General features: G+C 34.7%; 23 protein-coding genes. All 23 read left to right on the forward strand.

Annotation, left to right across the window (positions count from 1 at the left end; all coding sequences use genetic code 11):
• The first annotated feature begins 10 nt into the window (after positions 1 to 10).
• The 23 genes from rplR to CLLU_RS01175 all read left to right on the forward strand — a co-directional run bounded on the left by rplR (position 11) and on the right by CLLU_RS01175 (position 15,132).
• A complete protein-coding gene (gene rplR, locus CLLU_RS01065) occupies positions 11 to 370 on the forward strand; it encodes a 50S ribosomal protein L18 (protein WP_106007722.1) in 360 nt (119 codons plus the stop codon).
• Positions 371 to 386: 16 nt separating this feature from the next.
• Entirely contained in the window at positions 387 to 884 is a 498-nt protein-coding gene (gene rpsE, locus CLLU_RS01070) for a 30S ribosomal protein S5 (protein WP_106007723.1), read from the forward strand.
• Positions 885 to 896: 12 nt separating this feature from the next.
• Positions 897 to 1,076, forward strand: coding sequence for a 50S ribosomal protein L30 (gene rpmD, locus CLLU_RS01075; protein ID WP_106007724.1), 180 nt, complete (start codon positions 897 to 899; stop codon positions 1,074 to 1,076).
• 22 nt (positions 1,077 to 1,098) lie between these two features.
• Entirely contained in the window at positions 1,099 to 1,539 is a 441-nt protein-coding gene (rplO, locus tag CLLU_RS01080) for a 50S ribosomal protein L15 (RefSeq protein WP_106007725.1), read from the forward strand.
• A gap of 1 nt (position 1,540) precedes the next feature.
• Complete coding sequence (gene secY, locus CLLU_RS01085; RefSeq protein WP_106007726.1) at positions 1,541 to 2,821, forward strand: preprotein translocase subunit SecY; 1,281 nt, start codon at positions 1,541 to 1,543, stop codon at positions 2,819 to 2,821.
• A gap of 24 nt (positions 2,822 to 2,845) precedes the next feature.
• Positions 2,846 to 3,499, forward strand: coding sequence for an adenylate kinase (locus CLLU_RS01090; RefSeq protein WP_106007727.1), 654 nt, complete (start codon positions 2,846 to 2,848; stop codon positions 3,497 to 3,499).
• A gap of 274 nt (positions 3,500 to 3,773) precedes the next feature.
• Positions 3,774 to 3,992: a translation initiation factor IF-1 gene (gene infA, locus CLLU_RS01095; protein WP_106007728.1), complete on the forward strand. Its 219-nt coding sequence runs from the start codon at positions 3,774 to 3,776 to the stop codon at positions 3,990 to 3,992.
• An 18-nt stretch (positions 3,993 to 4,010) separates the two neighbouring features.
• Entirely contained in the window at positions 4,011 to 4,124 is a 114-nt protein-coding gene (gene rpmJ, locus CLLU_RS01100; protein ID WP_106007729.1) for a 50S ribosomal protein L36, read from the forward strand.
• A gap of 201 nt (positions 4,125 to 4,325) precedes the next feature.
• Complete coding sequence (gene rpsM / locus CLLU_RS01105) at positions 4,326 to 4,700, forward strand: 30S ribosomal protein S13 (RefSeq protein WP_106007730.1); 375 nt, start codon at positions 4,326 to 4,328, stop codon at positions 4,698 to 4,700.
• 15 nt (positions 4,701 to 4,715) lie between these two features.
• Positions 4,716 to 5,117, forward strand: coding sequence for a 30S ribosomal protein S11 (gene rpsK / locus CLLU_RS01110; RefSeq protein ID WP_106007731.1), 402 nt, complete (start codon positions 4,716 to 4,718; stop codon positions 5,115 to 5,117).
• Positions 5,118 to 5,138: 21 nt separating this feature from the next.
• On the forward strand, positions 5,139 to 5,759 hold the full coding sequence (gene rpsD / locus CLLU_RS01115) for a 30S ribosomal protein S4 (RefSeq protein WP_106007732.1): 621 nt from the start codon (positions 5,139 to 5,141) through the stop codon (positions 5,757 to 5,759).
• 63 nt (positions 5,760 to 5,822) lie between these two features.
• A complete protein-coding gene (locus CLLU_RS01120; RefSeq protein ID WP_106007733.1) occupies positions 5,823 to 6,770 on the forward strand; it encodes a DNA-directed RNA polymerase subunit alpha in 948 nt (315 codons plus the stop codon).
• Between the two features lie 59 nt (positions 6,771 to 6,829).
• On the forward strand, positions 6,830 to 7,171 hold the full coding sequence (gene rplQ, locus CLLU_RS01125; RefSeq protein ID WP_106007734.1) for a 50S ribosomal protein L17: 342 nt from the start codon (positions 6,830 to 6,832) through the stop codon (positions 7,169 to 7,171).
• 136 nt (positions 7,172 to 7,307) lie between these two features.
• Positions 7,308 to 8,162, forward strand: a complete 855-nt coding sequence (locus tag CLLU_RS01130) for an energy-coupling factor transporter ATPase (protein WP_106007735.1) — start codon at positions 7,308 to 7,310, stop codon at positions 8,160 to 8,162.
• Complete coding sequence (locus CLLU_RS01135; RefSeq protein WP_106007736.1) at positions 8,138 to 9,007, forward strand: energy-coupling factor transporter ATPase; 870 nt, start codon at positions 8,138 to 8,140, stop codon at positions 9,005 to 9,007. The genes CLLU_RS01130 and CLLU_RS01135 overlap by 25 nt, the downstream gene beginning before the upstream one ends.
• A complete protein-coding gene (locus CLLU_RS01140; RefSeq protein ID WP_106007737.1) occupies positions 9,004 to 9,813 on the forward strand; it encodes an energy-coupling factor transporter transmembrane component T family protein in 810 nt (269 codons plus the stop codon). The genes CLLU_RS01135 and CLLU_RS01140 overlap by 4 nt, the downstream gene beginning before the upstream one ends.
• Complete coding sequence (gene truA, locus CLLU_RS01145) at positions 9,813 to 10,547, forward strand: tRNA pseudouridine(38-40) synthase TruA (protein WP_106007738.1); 735 nt, start codon at positions 9,813 to 9,815, stop codon at positions 10,545 to 10,547. The genes CLLU_RS01140 and truA overlap by 1 nt, the downstream gene beginning before the upstream one ends.
• A gap of 171 nt (positions 10,548 to 10,718) precedes the next feature.
• Positions 10,719 to 11,153 carry a 50S ribosomal protein L13 gene (rplM, locus tag CLLU_RS01150; RefSeq protein WP_106007739.1) on the forward strand — a complete coding sequence of 145 codons (435 nt, stop codon included), beginning with the start codon at positions 10,719 to 10,721 and terminating at the stop codon, positions 11,151 to 11,153.
• Between the two features lie 25 nt (positions 11,154 to 11,178).
• Positions 11,179 to 11,571 carry a 30S ribosomal protein S9 gene (gene rpsI / locus CLLU_RS01155; RefSeq protein WP_106007740.1) on the forward strand — a complete coding sequence of 131 codons (393 nt, stop codon included), beginning with the start codon at positions 11,179 to 11,181 and terminating at the stop codon, positions 11,569 to 11,571.
• Positions 11,572 to 11,718: 147 nt separating this feature from the next.
• A complete protein-coding gene (cwlD, locus tag CLLU_RS01160) occupies positions 11,719 to 12,423 on the forward strand; it encodes an N-acetylmuramoyl-L-alanine amidase CwlD (RefSeq protein WP_106007741.1) in 705 nt (234 codons plus the stop codon).
• A 207-nt stretch (positions 12,424 to 12,630) separates the two neighbouring features.
• Entirely contained in the window at positions 12,631 to 13,608 is a 978-nt protein-coding gene (locus CLLU_RS01165) for a GntR family transcriptional regulator (RefSeq protein ID WP_106007742.1), read from the forward strand.
• A 48-nt stretch (positions 13,609 to 13,656) separates the two neighbouring features.
• A complete protein-coding gene (locus CLLU_RS01170) occupies positions 13,657 to 14,499 on the forward strand; it encodes a fumarate hydratase (RefSeq protein ID WP_106007743.1) in 843 nt (280 codons plus the stop codon).
• Positions 14,500 to 14,574: 75 nt separating this feature from the next.
• Positions 14,575 to 15,132: a Fe-S-containing hydro-lyase gene (locus CLLU_RS01175; RefSeq protein ID WP_106007744.1), complete on the forward strand. Its 558-nt coding sequence runs from the start codon at positions 14,575 to 14,577 to the stop codon at positions 15,130 to 15,132.
• Positions 15,133 to 15,178: the final 46 nt, after the last annotated feature.

Below are 15,178 nucleotides of genomic sequence, written 5' to 3' on the forward strand. Positions count from 1 at the left end.
AGTGAACCTTATGTTCAAAAAGGACGACAGAAAGAAATTGAGAACAAAACGTCATCTCAAAGTTCGTAAGAAGATTTTTGGAACAACTGAAAAACCTAGACTTTCAGTATATAGAAGTGATAAGAATATATATGCTCAAATAATAGATGATGTAAATGGAGCAACTCTGGTTTCTGCTTCAAGTTTAGACAAAGATTTTGAAGGTATAGGAAGTAACAAGGAAGCAGCAAAAGTTGTTGGAGAAATTATAGCCAAGAAAGCTATTGAAAAAGGAATTAAAAAAGTAGTTTTTGACAGAGGCGGATATGTGTATCACGGAAGAGTACAAAATCTGGCTGAAGGAGCAAGAGAAGCTGGATTGGAATTTTAAAATAGGAGGGAAGTAAATGAGAATCGATCCTAGCACTTTAAATCTTAAAGAAAAAGTTGTATTTATAAATAGAGTTGCTAAGGTTGTTAAAGGTGGTAGAAACTTTAGATTTAGTGCCCTAGTTGTAGTAGGCGATGAAAATGGCCATGTGGGAGTAGGAACAGGAAAATCTATAGAAATACCCGAAGCAATCAGAAAAGGAATAGAAGATGCAAAGAAAAATCTAATTAATGTTCCAATTTTTGGTACAACAGTGCCACATGATATAACAGGTCAATTTGGAACAGGAAAAGTGTTTATAATGACGGCAGCAGAAGGTACTGGAATTATAGCAGGTGGACCTTCAAGGGCAGTGCTTGAGCTTGCAGGGTTAAAGGATGTTAGAGCAAAATCAGTTGGTTCTAATAATCCAAGGAATATGGTGAATGCTACTATTGATGGTTTATCACGACTGAAGACGGCAGAACACATAGCTAGTCTTAGAGGAAAAACTGTCGAAGAGATTTTAGGTTAGGAGGGAATGACCTTGGCTAAACTTAAAATAACTTTAAGGAAAAGTTTAATAGGCAGAAAGAAAGATCAAATTGCTACTGTTAACGCTCTTGGATTAAAGAAAATAGGTAAATCTGTGGAGCAGGAGGATACTCCTCAAATAAGAGGTATGATCAAAAAAGTTAGCTACCTTTTAGATGTAGAGGAAGCATAATACAGAGGAGGTGTAAATATAAATGAAACTTCATGAGTTAAAACCAGCAGAAGGATCGAAAAAATCACGCAAGAGAATTGGAAGAGGTACTGGTTCAGGTTTTGGAAGAAATGCTGGAAAAGGTGAAAAAGGTCAAAAAGCTAGATCTGGCGGTGGAGTAAGAATTGGATTTGAAGGCGGACAGATGCCGCTTTATAGAAGAATTCCTAAAAGAGGCTTCACTAATATATTTGCAAAAGAATATTTTGAATTGAATGTTGACAAGTTGAACATATTTGAAGATGGAACAGAAGTTACACCGGAATTACTTCTTGAAAAGAAAATTATAAAGCGAACAAAAAATGGATTGAAGATACTTGGAAACGGTGAATTGCAGAAGAAACTTACAGTTAAAGCAGCTAAATTTACGAAAACTGCAGCAGAAAAAATAGAAACGGCTGGGGGAAAAGTAGAGGTGATATAAGGTGCTATCAACCTTACGTAATGCTTGGAAAGTTCCTGAACTGAAAAAGAGACTGTTATTTACACTGATTATGGTGGTAATATTTAGATTAGGTAATTTTATTCCAGTTCCAGGAATTGATACCGCTAAACTAACTAACTTGACTCAAAATGGCTCGTTGTTTGGATTTTATGATCTTCTGGCAGGAGGTGCATTTAGCAGATTTAGTATATTTGCTATGGGAGTTATTCCTTTCATCAATTCTTCCATTATATTTCAACTGCTTACAGTTGCAATTCCACGTTTGGAACAGCTGTCTAAAGAAGGAGAAGAAGGAAGAAAAAAGATACAGGAATATACAAGATATGCTTCAGTACCTCTTGGAGTAATTCAGGGTTTTAGCATATATGCTATAATAAGTAGAGCTGGTGCGCTGATAGATCCATCCAACAAAATGAACATAATCATGATAATATTTACTGTAACTGTAGCATCAACTTTTCTAATGTGGCTTGGAGATAAAATTACGCAGCATGGTATTGGAAATGGAATTTCCCTTATAATATTTGTCAATATTATTTCGAGATTTCCTTCTGCTGTATCCAGTATGTTTAAACTTCAGCAGGTTGGAACAACTAATTTTGTTGAGTTAATAGGGCTTTTGGTAATAATAATTCTGCTATTTGTGGCAGTTGTACTTATGAGTTTATCTGAAAGAAGAATTCCTATACAATATGCAGGTAAAACCAATGCAGGTAGAATGTATAAAGGACAATCAACACATATTCCTATTAATGTAAATGGAGCAGCTGTTATTGGAATTATATTTGCTATATCAGTTATGCAGTTTCCAACTACCATAGGTCAATTTTGGCCTGATTCGGCTTTTAATAAATTCATAACAGTAAGCCCATTTAGCCCATTTAGAGAAACTAATTGGCAGTATTCAGTACTGTATTTTCTGCTGACAATTTTCTTTACATGGTTTTATACTGAGGTTACTCTTAAGCCGGAAGAAATGGCTGAGAATATGAATAAGTCATCTGGATTTATACCGGGAATAAGACCGGGAGAAGCTACTACTATATATATAGAAAGAGTTTTAGCTAGAGTGTCAGTTTTGGGGGGGGCTTTTGCAGGTATAGTGGCCATATCCCCTATATTAGCAGAAACTTATACTAATTTTAAAGGCATATATTTTGGTGGAACAGGATTACTTATCATAGTAAATGTTGCTATTGAAACTATAAGGCAGATAGAATCACAGTTGCTGGTGCGTCATTATCGCGGATTTTTGAATTAATAAATTTTTTGGAGATGATGCTGTTTGAAAATAATTTTACTAGGTCCTCCAGGAGCGGGAAAAGGAACTCAGGCTAAATTTATTAGTGAGGAGTATTTCATACCACATATATCTACTGGGGATATATTTAGAAAAAATATTTCAGAAAAAACTCCCCTTGGGATTGAAGCTAAAAAATATTTAGATGAAGGAAAATTAGTACCTGATGAAGTTACTATAAATATAATGAAGAATAGATTAGGTATGGATGATTGTAAAGATGGATTTTTGTTGGACGGTTTTCCAAGAACGGTAAATCAGGCCAAAGCTTTAGATTCGTATCTGGGCAGTGTAGGGCAGAAGATAGACGTAGTTCTTCTTATCGATGTGCCTAAAGAATTGATTTTTGACAGAATGACAGGGAGAAGAGTTTGTCCATCTTGTGGTGCAAGCTATCATATAAAATATAATCCTCCTAAGATTGAAGGAAAATGTGATGTATGTCATAGTGATATTGTTCAGAGAAAGGATGATACCCAGTCTACTGTTAAAAGCAGATTGGATGTATATGATAAACAGACAGAACCTCTCATTGGGTATTATAAAAATCAAGAGGTACTTTCAATAGTAAACGGCACTGGTGGAATTAATCAGGTCTTTGAAAATGTAAAAAGTAATTTAAAAGATATTCATAAATAGTAAGCTGAAGATTATATCATTTAGTTTAAGAAGCAGCATGGGATAACTTGGCAGAATGTAGAATAACTATTTGAGAGTTGGATAGAATTTCAAAAAGGCTATATAGAAGTTATGTTGAAGTGAAGCGATTATTGTTACTGCAGATTTGTAAGAGTTTATTTGATAATGTTGAATGATATTAATAAAAAGAGTATAATACCATATTCATGCTATGTTAAAATTAGCATTAAATAATGGTTTGCAGTCAGCAATAACAAGGAGGTTTGATTACCTTATGTCAAAAGATGACGTTATTGAAATGCAGGGTATTGTTGAGGAAGCTTTACCTAATGCAATGTTTGAAGTAAAATTAGAAAGCGGACATAAAATATTGGCACATATATCGGGAAAATTGAGAATGAATTTTATAAGAATACTTCCAGGCGATAAAGTTACAGTAGAGCTTTCTCCTTATGATTTAACTCGAGGAAGAATAACCTGGAGGGCAAAGTGATTAAGAGGAGGGTTAGCTATGAAAGTAAGACCATCAGTTAAGCGTATGTGTGAAAAATGTAAGGTTATAAAGCGAAAAGGAAGAGTAATGATCATTTGTGAAAATCCTAAGCATAAACAAAAACAAGGATAAAATTGGTTAAAAGTGAGATTAAGTATAAAGTTATATTATAGAGATAAAAATATGTGCTAAGTTAATATTTATAATGTAAATTTTACGCTAATCATGTTTTAAAGTGCGGCTGCAGCAGAATTAGATATATTCTGTTGGCTTTAAAACTTTATATAATAAATTAATCCTTATCCATTAGATACTCAGGAGGTGTAAATTTTAATGGCAAGAATAGCAGGTATTGACCTACCAAAAGAAAAAAGAGTTGAAATAGGTCTCACTTATATATATGGAATAGGCTTATCGACCTCTCAAAAAATCCTAAAAGAAGTCAATGTAGATCCAGATACTCGAGTTAAAGATTTGACAGAAGAAGAAGTTAACTCATTGAGAAATTATATAAAGAATTTAAAAATTGAAGGAGATTTGAAAAGAGAAGTTTCCCTTAATATAAAAAGATTGATAGAGATAGGTTCATATAGAGGGATAAGACATAGGAAAGGTCTGCCAGTCAGAGGACAAAAGACTAAGACAAATGCTAGGACGAGAAAAGGACCTAAAAAAATGGTAGGAGCTAAGAAAAAGATAGTAAAATAATAAGGAGGTAGGAATATGGCAGCTGGGAAAGTTAAAAAGACAACAGCTAGAAGGAAAAAAGAAAGAAAAAATATTGAGCATGGTTGTGCACATATAAGATCAACTTTTAATAATTCAATAGTTACCATTACAGATGCTGCTGGGAATACTTTATCCTGGGCTAGTGCAGGTGGATTAGGGTTTAAAGGCTCAAGAAAAAGTACACCATTTGCTGCGCAGATGGCAGCTGAAACATCAGCCAAAGCAGCTATGGAACATGGATTGAGAAGTATTGAAGTATATGTTAAAGGACCGGGTGCAGGTAGAGAAGCAGCAATAAGATCACTTCAGGCAGCTGGCCTGGAGGTTACTTTAATTAAGGATGTTACTCCAATACCACATAATGGATGCAGACCACCAAAGAGAAGAAGAGTTTAGTAATAGGAGGTGTAAATTTTAATGGCAAGATATACTGGGTCAGTATGTAGACTTTGTAGAAGAGAAGGGTTAAAGCTATTCCTTAAAGGGGATAGATGTTATACAGATAAATGTGCATTTTCAAGAAGAGGATATGCCCCGGGACAACACGGTCAGGGAAGAAAGAAAGTATCCAACTATGGTTTACAGTTAAGAGAGAAACAAAAAGCTAAGAGAATATATGGAATACTGGAAGGACAGTTTAGAAAATATTATGAAAAGGCTGATAGAAAAAAGGGTATAACAGGTGAAAACTTATTGGTTTTACTTGAAACAAGACTTGATAATGTAGTTTACAAATTGGGCTATGGTCAGTCAAGAGCAGAAGCTAGACAGCTGGTAACCCATGGACATTTTCTAGTTAATGGTAAAAAGGTAAATATTCCTTCTTTTAAAGTATCAGCTAATGATGTAGTAACTGTACGGGATAAAAGTAAGGCGTCAGAAAAATTTAAGACTTTTGCAGAAAACCCCAAGACTTTACCAGCTTGGCTAGAGGGAGATATAGAAAACTTTCAGGGAAAAGTTATTAGGGAACCATCAAGGGATGAAATGGATGTTCCTGTTAATGAAACATTAATAGTAGAGTTATACAGCAGGTAATTAATATAGAATCAGTTGCCCTCAAGGATACATTATTAGATAAATAGAAGGAGGGTTATATTCATGTTAGAAATAGAAAAACCCAAAATTGAATGTGTTGAAACTAGCGAGGATGGCAGCTACGGAAAATTTGTAGTGGAACCACTTGAGAGAGGTTATGGTACTACTCTTGGAAATGCACTTAGGAGAATTCTTCTTTCTTCACTTCCAGGGGTGGCTGCCAACTATATAAAAATAGATGGTGTACTACATGAGTTCTCAACTGTGCGTGGAGTAAAAGAAGATGTAGCTGAGTTAATTTTAAATATAAAGGAATTGGCTTTAAAAATGAATGGAGAGGGCCCTAAGACCATATATATAGATGCTCAAGGCCCAGGAGAAGTTGTAGCAGGAGACATAAAGACAGATGGCGATGTTGAAATAGTAAATGGAGATTTACATATAGCTACTTTAGATGAAGATGCTAAACTCTATATGGAAATTACTGTCAACAGCGGTAGAGGATATGTTTCTCAGGCGAGAAATAAATCTGAAAATATGCCAATAGGTACAATCCCTGTAGATTCAATATATACACCTATTAAGAGAGTTAATTTTGCTGTGGAAAATACAAGGGTTGGTCAAATAACTGATTATGATAAATTGTCATTAGAAGTATGGACAAATGGAACTATATTGCCGGATGAAGCTGTAAGCTTGTCGGCTAAAATTCTCATAGAACATTTCAAGCTATTTATGACTTTGACCGATCACGCTAATAATGTGGAAATAATGGTTGAAAAAGAAGAGGATAAGAAAGAGAAGGTTCTTGAAATGACAATAGAAGAACTTGAGCTTTCTGTGAGAAGTTATAATTGTTTAAAAAGAGCTGGTATAAATACAGTACAGGAATTAACCGAGAGGACTATGGATGATATGATGAAAGTTAGAAATTTGGGCAAAAAATCCCTGGAAGAGGTTGAGCAGAAACTAGATGCTTTGGGATTATCATTAAAACAGAATGAAGATTAGAAAGTACTAAATAGAGTTCTGATAGGTTTATTTAATAACAACAGTGAGGAGGGATATAAATGGCACAATACCGTAAATTAGGGAGACCATCTGATCAAAGAAGAGCTATGCTTAGAAATCTTGTCACTAGTTTTTTGAAACACGGAAAGATACAGACAACAGATACAAGAGCAAAGGAAACAAGAAATATAGCTGAGAAAATGATAACTCTTGCCAAAAGAGGGGATCTTCATGCCAGAAGACAAGTGCTTTCTTTTGTAACTGAAGAAGAAGTTGTAAAAAATTTATTTTCTGATATAGCTCCTAAATATGCTGAAAGAAATGGTGGTTACACTAGAATGTATAAGATAGGTCCAAGAAGAGGCGATGGAGCCGAATTAGTTATACTGGAGTTAGTATAAAAAGTATGGTGGGATTAAGTAAGCTAGCTTAATCCCTGTTTTTCTATCAAGTGATTCTAAGGCTCAGATGAAGATTTATACAAAACCTTTTTTCTCATCTAAGCCTTAAAATCCATATAATTAGTGAGGTGCTTCTATGGAAAAAAAGATGATAGTATGTGAGAATGTAAAATATCAATATGAAGAGAATGACAAAGAGAATTCCAAATTTGCCATAGATGATGTCAGTCTTCAAGTTGAGAAAGGGGAGTTTCTTGTCATTTTAGGTAGAAATGGTTCGGGAAAATCCACTATTGCAAAACATATGAATGCTCTGTTAAATCCTACTAGTGGAAAGGTATATGTAGAAGGCCTTGATACATCAGATGAAAAAAATATTTGGAATGTCAGAAATAAGGCCGGAATGGTTTTTCAAAATCCAGATAATCAAATTGTTGCCACTATTGTAGAAGAAGATGTTGCTTTTGGACCAGAAAATTTAGGGGTACCTCCTGATGAAATAAGATCAAGAGTTGATGAATGCTTAAAAAGAGTACATATGTATGATTATAGAAGACATGCACCTCATTTACTTTCAGGGGGCCAGAAACAGAGAGTGGCTATAGCTGGGGTACTTGCCATGATGCCGGATTGTATAATATTTGATGAATCCACTGCCATGTTGGATCCTTCAGGCAGGCAGGAGGTACTGAAGACTATAAAAGATATAAATGACAAATACGGTATGACTGTAATTTTAATTACTCATTATATGGAAGAAGCAGTTAATGCTGATAGAATAATTGTTATGGATAAAGGAAAAATTATAATGGAAGGTTCTCCTAGAAATATATTCAGCCAGGTAACCAAAATGAAAAATATCGGCCTTGATGTACCACAAATGACTGAATTGGCTTATGAACTTAAAAATAGTGGAGTGAATATTAAATCTGATATATTAACTATAGATGAGATGGTGAGTGAACTATGTCAATTAAAATCGAAAATTTAACTCATGTGTATATGAAAGGTTCGCCTTTTGAAAAAAAAGCCCTGGATAATGTAAATATTGAGATCGAAGAAGGGGAATTTGTTGCCATTATAGGACATACCGGCTCAGGAAAATCTACTCTTATTCAGCATATAAACGGGCTTTTGAAACCGAGCTCCGGGAAAATCATAATAGATGACGTGGATATTACTGAAAAAAAGATCAACTTGAATTTTATAAGAAAAAAAGTTGGACTTGTATTTCAATATCCGGAATATCAGTTGTTTGAGGAGACTATAGGAAAAGATATCGCCTTTGGACCGAAAAATTTGGGCTTAAATAGTGCAGATGTAGACAAAAGGGTAAAGCGGGCCATGAATATGGTTGGTTTAGGATATGAAGAGTATAGAGACAAATCTCCCTTTGAATTAAGTGGTGGTCAAAAAAGAAGAGTTGCCATAGCAGGGGTAGTTGCTATGGAGCCTAAGGTACTTATATTGGATGAACCCACTGCAGGGCTTGATCCTAAAGGAAGAGATGACATTTTGGGAGAAATAAGAGCTCTGCATGATGAATACAATATGACTATAATACTTGTATCTCATAGTATGGAAGATGTAGCTAAACTTGCAGATAGGATAATAGTAATGAGTGAGGGTAAATGTATATTGGATGGATCTCCAGCAGAGGTTTTTAACAAGGTTGATATTTTGGAAAGTGTGGGGCTTGCGGTACCCCAGGTAACTTATATGGTAAAAAAGCTCAGGGAAAAGGGAATAAATATATCGAAAGATGTGTTCACAGTGGAGCAGGCAAAAAAGGAATTGCTTAAAATACTGAATAAAGGCAGGAGAGCTAGCAAATGATTAAAGATATTACAATAGGACAATATGTACCCGGAAATTCTTTTATTCATAAGTTGGATCCAAGAGTTAAGATATTGATATCTTTAATATATATTGTAGATTTGTTTATAGTAAATAGTTTTAAAGGGTATATATTTATAGTGGTATTTACTGTGTTTTCAATACTCATATCTAAAGTACAGTTTGTGTATATATACAAAGGGCTTAAACCGGTATTTATTCTGGTGCTCATAACTGCAGTGCTGAATATGTTTATGACAGGCGGTGTCAACCCACCATTATTCAAGTGGAAGTTTCTGGTTGTATACAGGGAAGGATTGATTATGGCTGCATTTATGGCTATCAGACTTATATTTTTAATTATAGGAACATCGCTTTTAACATTGACTACATCTCCTATTGAGTTGACTGATGGTATAGAAAAACTTTTGAATCCATTGAAAAAGGTAGGTGTACCTGCCCATGAACTGGCTATGATGATGACTATTGCTCTCAGATTCATACCTACGCTAATGGATGAAACAGATAAAATAATGAAAGCACAAATGGCAAGGGGAGCAGATTTTCAATCAGGAAGTATTATTCAGAGAGCTAAAAGTCTTGTACCAATTTTAGTTCCACTTTTTATAAGCTCTTTTAGACGAGCAGATGAATTGGCCATGGCTATGGAAGCCAGATGCTATAGAGGAGGAGAAGGCAGAACCAGAATGAAACAGCTTAAATTGACCAATAGAGATTTTGTAGCATCAGCATGTACTGCAGCATTGGTATTTATTTCTGTGCTAGGTAGAATGTGGTGGCATTAATGAAAAATATTAAATTGACAATACAATACGATGGTACCAATTATTCTGGCTGGCAGAGGCAAAAAAATGCCGTTACTGTTCAGGAAAAGCTGGAAAATGCAATTAGAGAAACTACAGGCAGTTTCTCAGCAACTATAGGTTCCAGTAGAACTGATGCAGGAGTTCATGCTAAAGAATTTGTGTGTAATTTTTTTACGGACAGCAAAATACCTGCACCCAATTTTAAAATGGTATTAAATGGAGTGCTGCCAGAAGATATAGTTGTACTAAAATCCGAAAGAGTGGATGATAGTTTCCACGCTAGATTTCAAAGCATAGGCAAAAAATATATCTATACCATAATAACGGGCAATAACAGACCGGTTATAGGAAGACAGTATGTTTATTATTTTAGGAGAAAGCTGGATGTGGAAAAGATTAAGATGGCGTGTAAGTACTTTTTGGGGATCCATGATTTTTCCGCTTTCAAGAAAAAGGGAGGCTCAGTGAGATCCTCTGTCAGAACCATAAGTGAAATGGAAGTTACAGTGGAAGGAAAATTGATTAAATTCAGTGTCATTGGAGACGGTTTTTTGTACAATATGGTAAGAATAATGGTTGGAACTCTCCTTGAGGTGGGAGTGGGAAGATTTCAGCCGGAAGATATAAAATATATTTTAGAATCAAAAGATAGAACAAAAGCAGGTAAGCCTGTTCCCGCATTAGGTCTTTGTCTTGAAAAGGTGTTTTATTGATTGACACGCCAGGATCATTGTATTATAATATAAATGTTTGTATTTGATTATAAAGGATCCACTAGCCCCGGATCTTTCTATAGAGAACGTATGTTGAGAATTTTATTTGTAAAATTAAAGAATAGGTAATTTGGAAAGGAGTTGAAAACCGTTAATTTTTAACGGGAAAGCATGAAATCATATATAGCAAAGCCTCAAGAAATTGAGAGAAAATGGTATGTTGTTGATGCTGCTGGAAAACCTCTTGGAAGAGTGGCAAGCCAGGTTGCATCTATATTGAGAGGTAAAAATAAGCCTATATTCACACCACATGTGGATACAGGAGATTTTGTAATAATAATAAATTCCGAAAAAGTAGTTTTGACCGGCAGAAAATTAGATCAGAAAATGTTGAGACATCATACATTGTATCCGGGTGGATTAAAAGAGACACCTTACAGAATTGCTTTAGAGAAGAAACCTGAATTTGTATTTCAGGAAGCTGTAAGGAGAATGCTTCCCAAAGGACCGTTGGGAAAACAGATGTTGAAAAAATTGAAGGTATATAGAGGTTCCGAGCACAAACATGAGGCTCAAAAACCAGAATTGTTGGAATTGAGATATTAGGTAAAGGCTGAAGGGAGGATAAAAAATGGCTAAGGTTCAATATTATGGAACTGGAAGAAGAAAAAAATCAGTAGCAAGAGTAAGACTTGTACCTGGAGAAGGTAAAGTGATTGTAAATAAAAGAAACATAGAAGATTATTTTGGATTGGAAACTTTGAGAACTATAGTTAATCAACCACTTGTATTGACTTCGACGGCAGGAAAGTTTGATGTATTGGTAAATGTTCATGGAGGAGGATTTACCGGTCAGGCTGGAGCTATACGACATGGTATATCGAGAGCACTCTTAAAGGCAGATGAAAATCTTAGATTAGAGCTTAAAAAAGCTGGATTTTTGACAAGAGATTCGAGAATGACGGAGAGAAAGAAATATGGTCTTAAAAAGGCCAGAAGGGCTCCACAATTTTCGAAAAGATAATAAAGTTATGTTTGAAGCTTCTGAGGTGAAGATATCTTTACTTCAGAAGCTGTTTTAATTTGTGTAAATTTTATTAATATTTTTCTAAGATGTAGGCAAAATATATATAGTAAAACTCTAGAATATTATAAGGAGTGGATAAGCGGTATGAAAAGTAGAAGAGGGAAAATTACTATATTATTGATATTACTGCTTGCATTTAGCATTAATATTTTTTATTCTGACAGGGTGTCGGGCAGTGAAGGTACTTCCAAAACAGAAAATGGGAAAATAATTCTCATAGATCCGGGACATGGAGGAATTGACAGTGGGGCTGTATCAAAGGATGGAGTAATGGAAAAAGAAATAAATTTGAAAATAGGCAAAAAACTCAAAGATAAATTGTTAAAGAAAGGCTATAAGGTATTTATGACCAGAGAGGAAGATAAAGGACTCTACACTCCGGGAGGCAGAATAAGGAAGAAAAAGGTTGAAGATCTGGGTAATAGGTGCAAATTGAAGGAGAGTACGAAGTGCGATATGTTCATAAGTATACATTTGAATATGTTTCCCCAATCCAAATATCATGGAGCACAGGTGTGGTATTCAAAAAATGAAAACAGCAAAAAACTAGCTGGCATTCTTCAAAATAATTTAATAAGTGATTTGGATAAAGATAACAACAGAAAAGAAAAAGCTGCATTGAATTCATACAAGGTTCTCAGGGGAAATAATAGTATTCCTTCCGTACTGGTAGAGTGTGGCTTTCTATCCAATACAGAAGAAAAAAATAAATTGCTAAAGGATGAATACCAGGATAAGATAGCGGAATCCATAGCCAAATCTGTTGACAATTATTACCTTTCAAATTGAACTTAGAGAAAAAGAAAGCGGGTTAAAATCTGCTTTCTTAATGTATTTGATTTATCTTCTAAAATTAATGGATGTCAAAGTAAAACTGACATAAAAAGTTTTCTGAAAATTGTAAATTGATGTAAAACCATTAATTGATTTTTATTTTGCATTATGGTATTCTTTAGGTAAAGTAATGGACTGAGCCATTAATCCAGGAATTTTGAGGTGATTACTATAGACATTAAAATAGATAAAGACAGTGGAGTGCCGTTATATTTGCAGGTTAAAAAGAAAATAATGAGCTTGATAAATGGAAATAAATTAAAAGTGGGAGAAAAGATGCCTACTGAAAGAGAATTGTCGGAAAATCTTAAGGTAAGTAGGAATACTATAAGTACAGCCTATAATGAATTGGAACAAGAAGGAGTTCTCAAATCCTACCAGGGAAGAGGAACTTTTGTGGCGGAGGAAGCTAATCCATGGAAGGTTCAAAATATAAAACAAAAGGTAATGAAATTTATAGATCTTGGATTTGAGGAAGCAATAGAAACTGGAATGGATGCTGATGAGTTTTTGGAAATTGTAACTCAAAGAGTACGGGAAAAGAAAGAACTTATGAGTAAGATAACCGCCGTGTATGTGGAATGTAATATTGAACAGGCTAGAATGTTCAGTAAGCAGATCATGGAAAGTACTAATATGAATGTAATTCCATTTACTCTTGATGATATAAGAAATATAAGTGAATCCACCAAGGAAATTGTAGAAAAAAGTCAGGTGATTATAGCAACTTTCAACCATGTGAATGAGGTAGTTAAGCTGACCAAAAAATTTCAAAAAGAAATAATAGGTGTTGCTATAAATGTGGATTTGGAGACCATAGTTAAAATTGCAAGGTATCCCAAGGGTACTAAATTTGCATTCGTATGCATTTCAAATGAGTTTATGTTCAAGGCTAGAGGAGCACTGGAAAAGGCCGGCCTTGGGGATATAGACATTCAATTCACCAATTCTACAGATAAACAGCAGATTATAAAGATCATAAATAGTGTAGATGTAATTATAGTATCCCCGGGAAGGTATGAAGATGTGCAATTACATAATGTAGATAATAAGTGTATAATGAAATTTTTATATAACCTTGATGACAGTTCAGTTAAGGCACTGAAGTCAAAGATAATTGAGATTAAAGATCATAAATGAAAGTCAATAGAATTTGGACAATATATTTGAGGAGAATGATGTTAAATAATGAAAGAAGTAAATGTATCCGATATAACAAAAGTGATAAAAGAACTCTGTATATGTTCTAATTATTATCTTCCCAAAGATGTTAAGAAAAAAATTGAGAAGTATGCCAGGGAAGAAAGCTGGCCTATGGCCAAAGATATTATGAATAAGATACTTGCAAATATTGATATATCTGAAAAACAGAATGTTCCAATATGCCAGGATACTGGTATGACATGTGTATTTGTAAAAATTGGACAGGATGTTCACATAATAGGAGGGAATCTGGAAGATGCTATAAATGAAGGGGTAAGTCAGGGATACATAGAGGGCTATCTAAGAAAATCGGTGGTGAGAGATCCTCTAAATAGGGTAAATACAAAGGATAATACTCCGGCAGTGATAAACTATGAGATAATTCCAGGTGATAAATTGGAAATAATAGTGGTCCCGAAAGGTTTTGGTTCAGAGAATATGAGTCAGATTAAAATGCTTAAACCTGCGGATGGACTGGAAGGTGTTAAGAATTTTATAATAGAGACAGTAAGAGATGCAGGACCCAATCCCTGTCCTCCTATAGTTGTAGGAGTAGGTATTGGTGGAACTTTTGATAGAGCTGCAGTTCTTGCTAAAAAAGCACTTATAAGACCATTGAATGAGAGAAATAAAGATAAATTTTATGCCGATTTGGAGGAGGAACTTTTAAATAAAATAAATTCACTGGGTATAGGGCCTCAGGGGTTTGGGGGAAAGACAACTGCTATTGCGGTAAATATAGAGACATATCCTACTCATATAGCCGGATTGCCTGTAGCAGTAAATATAAGCTGTCATGTAACAAGACACAGGAAAATAGAAATATAAATAGTCATAGATATTTTACAACAAAATAATTAATGATAGGAGTTGAAAAAAACCGTTTGATTTCGGTATGAAAATATGGATAAAAAGATAACTACGCCCTTGACGGAAGAAAAAATTAAAGATTTAAAAGTGGGAGACAGTGTTTTAATATCTGGAACTATATATACGGCTAGAGATGCCGCCCATGCGAGGTTAGTGGAATTATTGGATAGAGGGGAGCCTCTTCCTATAGATATAAAAAATGCTATAATATATTATGCAGGACCGACACCTGCAAAACCGGGAGATATAATAGGATCGGCAGGACCAACCAGTAGTTATAGAATGGACCCTTTTGCGCCCAGATTACTGGATAGAGGATTGAAGGGAATGATCGGAAAGGGCTTAAGGTCTTCAGAAGTTGTAGAATCTATAAAGAAAAATAAAGCTGTTTACTTTGGAGCTATAGGAGGAGCTGCAGCACTTATAAAAAAGTCTATAAAAAAAGCGAGAGTGGTAGCCTATGGGGATCTGGACTCAGAAGCTATAAGAGAATTGGAAGTGGAGGATCTTCCGGTAATAGTAGTAATAGACTCTAAAGGCAATGATTTATATAAATTGGGACAAAAAAATTATCTTAATTCCATTACTTGAAAAATAGTATATATAAATAATAAGTGTTTTGGATGCAGACTCACCT

It is taken from the genome of Clostridium luticellarii, assembly GCF_002995845.1.
Classification (GTDB): Bacteria; Bacillota; Clostridia; order Clostridiales; family Clostridiaceae; genus Clostridium_B; species Clostridium_B luticellarii.

What these genes read in the sequence shown, in the direction of transcription:
- rplR (WP_106007722.1), top strand. Translation starts at nt 11, where the DNA reads ATGTTCAAAAAGGACGACAGAAAGAAATTGAGAACAAAACGTCATCTC.
- rpsE (WP_106007723.1), top strand. Translation starts at nt 387, where the DNA reads ATGAGAATCGATCCTAGCACTTTAAATCTTAAAGAAAAAGTTGTATTT.
- rplO (WP_106007725.1), top strand. Translation starts at nt 1,099, where the DNA reads ATGAAACTTCATGAGTTAAAACCAGCAGAAGGATCGAAAAAATCACGC.
- infA (WP_106007728.1), top strand. Translation starts at nt 3,774, where the DNA reads ATGTCAAAAGATGACGTTATTGAAATGCAGGGTATTGTTGAGGAAGCT.
- rpmJ (WP_106007729.1), top strand. Translation starts at nt 4,011, where the DNA reads ATGAAAGTAAGACCATCAGTTAAGCGTATGTGTGAAAAATGTAAGGTT.
- rpsM (WP_106007730.1), top strand. Translation starts at nt 4,326, where the DNA reads ATGGCAAGAATAGCAGGTATTGACCTACCAAAAGAAAAAAGAGTTGAA.
- rpsK (WP_106007731.1), top strand. Translation starts at nt 4,716, where the DNA reads ATGGCAGCTGGGAAAGTTAAAAAGACAACAGCTAGAAGGAAAAAAGAA.
- rpsD (WP_106007732.1), top strand. Translation starts at nt 5,139, where the DNA reads ATGGCAAGATATACTGGGTCAGTATGTAGACTTTGTAGAAGAGAAGGG.
- CLLU_RS01120 (WP_106007733.1), top strand. Translation starts at nt 5,823, where the DNA reads ATGTTAGAAATAGAAAAACCCAAAATTGAATGTGTTGAAACTAGCGAG.
- rplQ (WP_106007734.1), top strand. Translation starts at nt 6,830, where the DNA reads ATGGCACAATACCGTAAATTAGGGAGACCATCTGATCAAAGAAGAGCT.
- CLLU_RS01130 (WP_106007735.1), top strand. Translation starts at nt 7,308, where the DNA reads ATGGAAAAAAAGATGATAGTATGTGAGAATGTAAAATATCAATATGAA.
- CLLU_RS01135 (WP_106007736.1), top strand. Translation starts at nt 8,138, where the DNA reads ATGTCAATTAAAATCGAAAATTTAACTCATGTGTATATGAAAGGTTCG.
- CLLU_RS01140 (WP_106007737.1), top strand. Translation starts at nt 9,004, where the DNA reads ATGATTAAAGATATTACAATAGGACAATATGTACCCGGAAATTCTTTT.
- truA (WP_106007738.1), top strand. Translation starts at nt 9,813, where the DNA reads ATGAAAAATATTAAATTGACAATACAATACGATGGTACCAATTATTCT.
- rplM (WP_106007739.1), top strand. Translation starts at nt 10,719, where the DNA reads ATGAAATCATATATAGCAAAGCCTCAAGAAATTGAGAGAAAATGGTAT.
- rpsI (WP_106007740.1), top strand. Translation starts at nt 11,179, where the DNA reads ATGGCTAAGGTTCAATATTATGGAACTGGAAGAAGAAAAAAATCAGTA.
- cwlD (WP_106007741.1), top strand. Translation starts at nt 11,719, where the DNA reads ATGAAAAGTAGAAGAGGGAAAATTACTATATTATTGATATTACTGCTT.
- CLLU_RS01170 (WP_106007743.1), top strand. Translation starts at nt 13,657, where the DNA reads ATGAAAGAAGTAAATGTATCCGATATAACAAAAGTGATAAAAGAACTC.
- CLLU_RS01175 (WP_106007744.1), top strand. Translation starts at nt 14,575, where the DNA reads ATGGATAAAAAGATAACTACGCCCTTGACGGAAGAAAAAATTAAAGAT.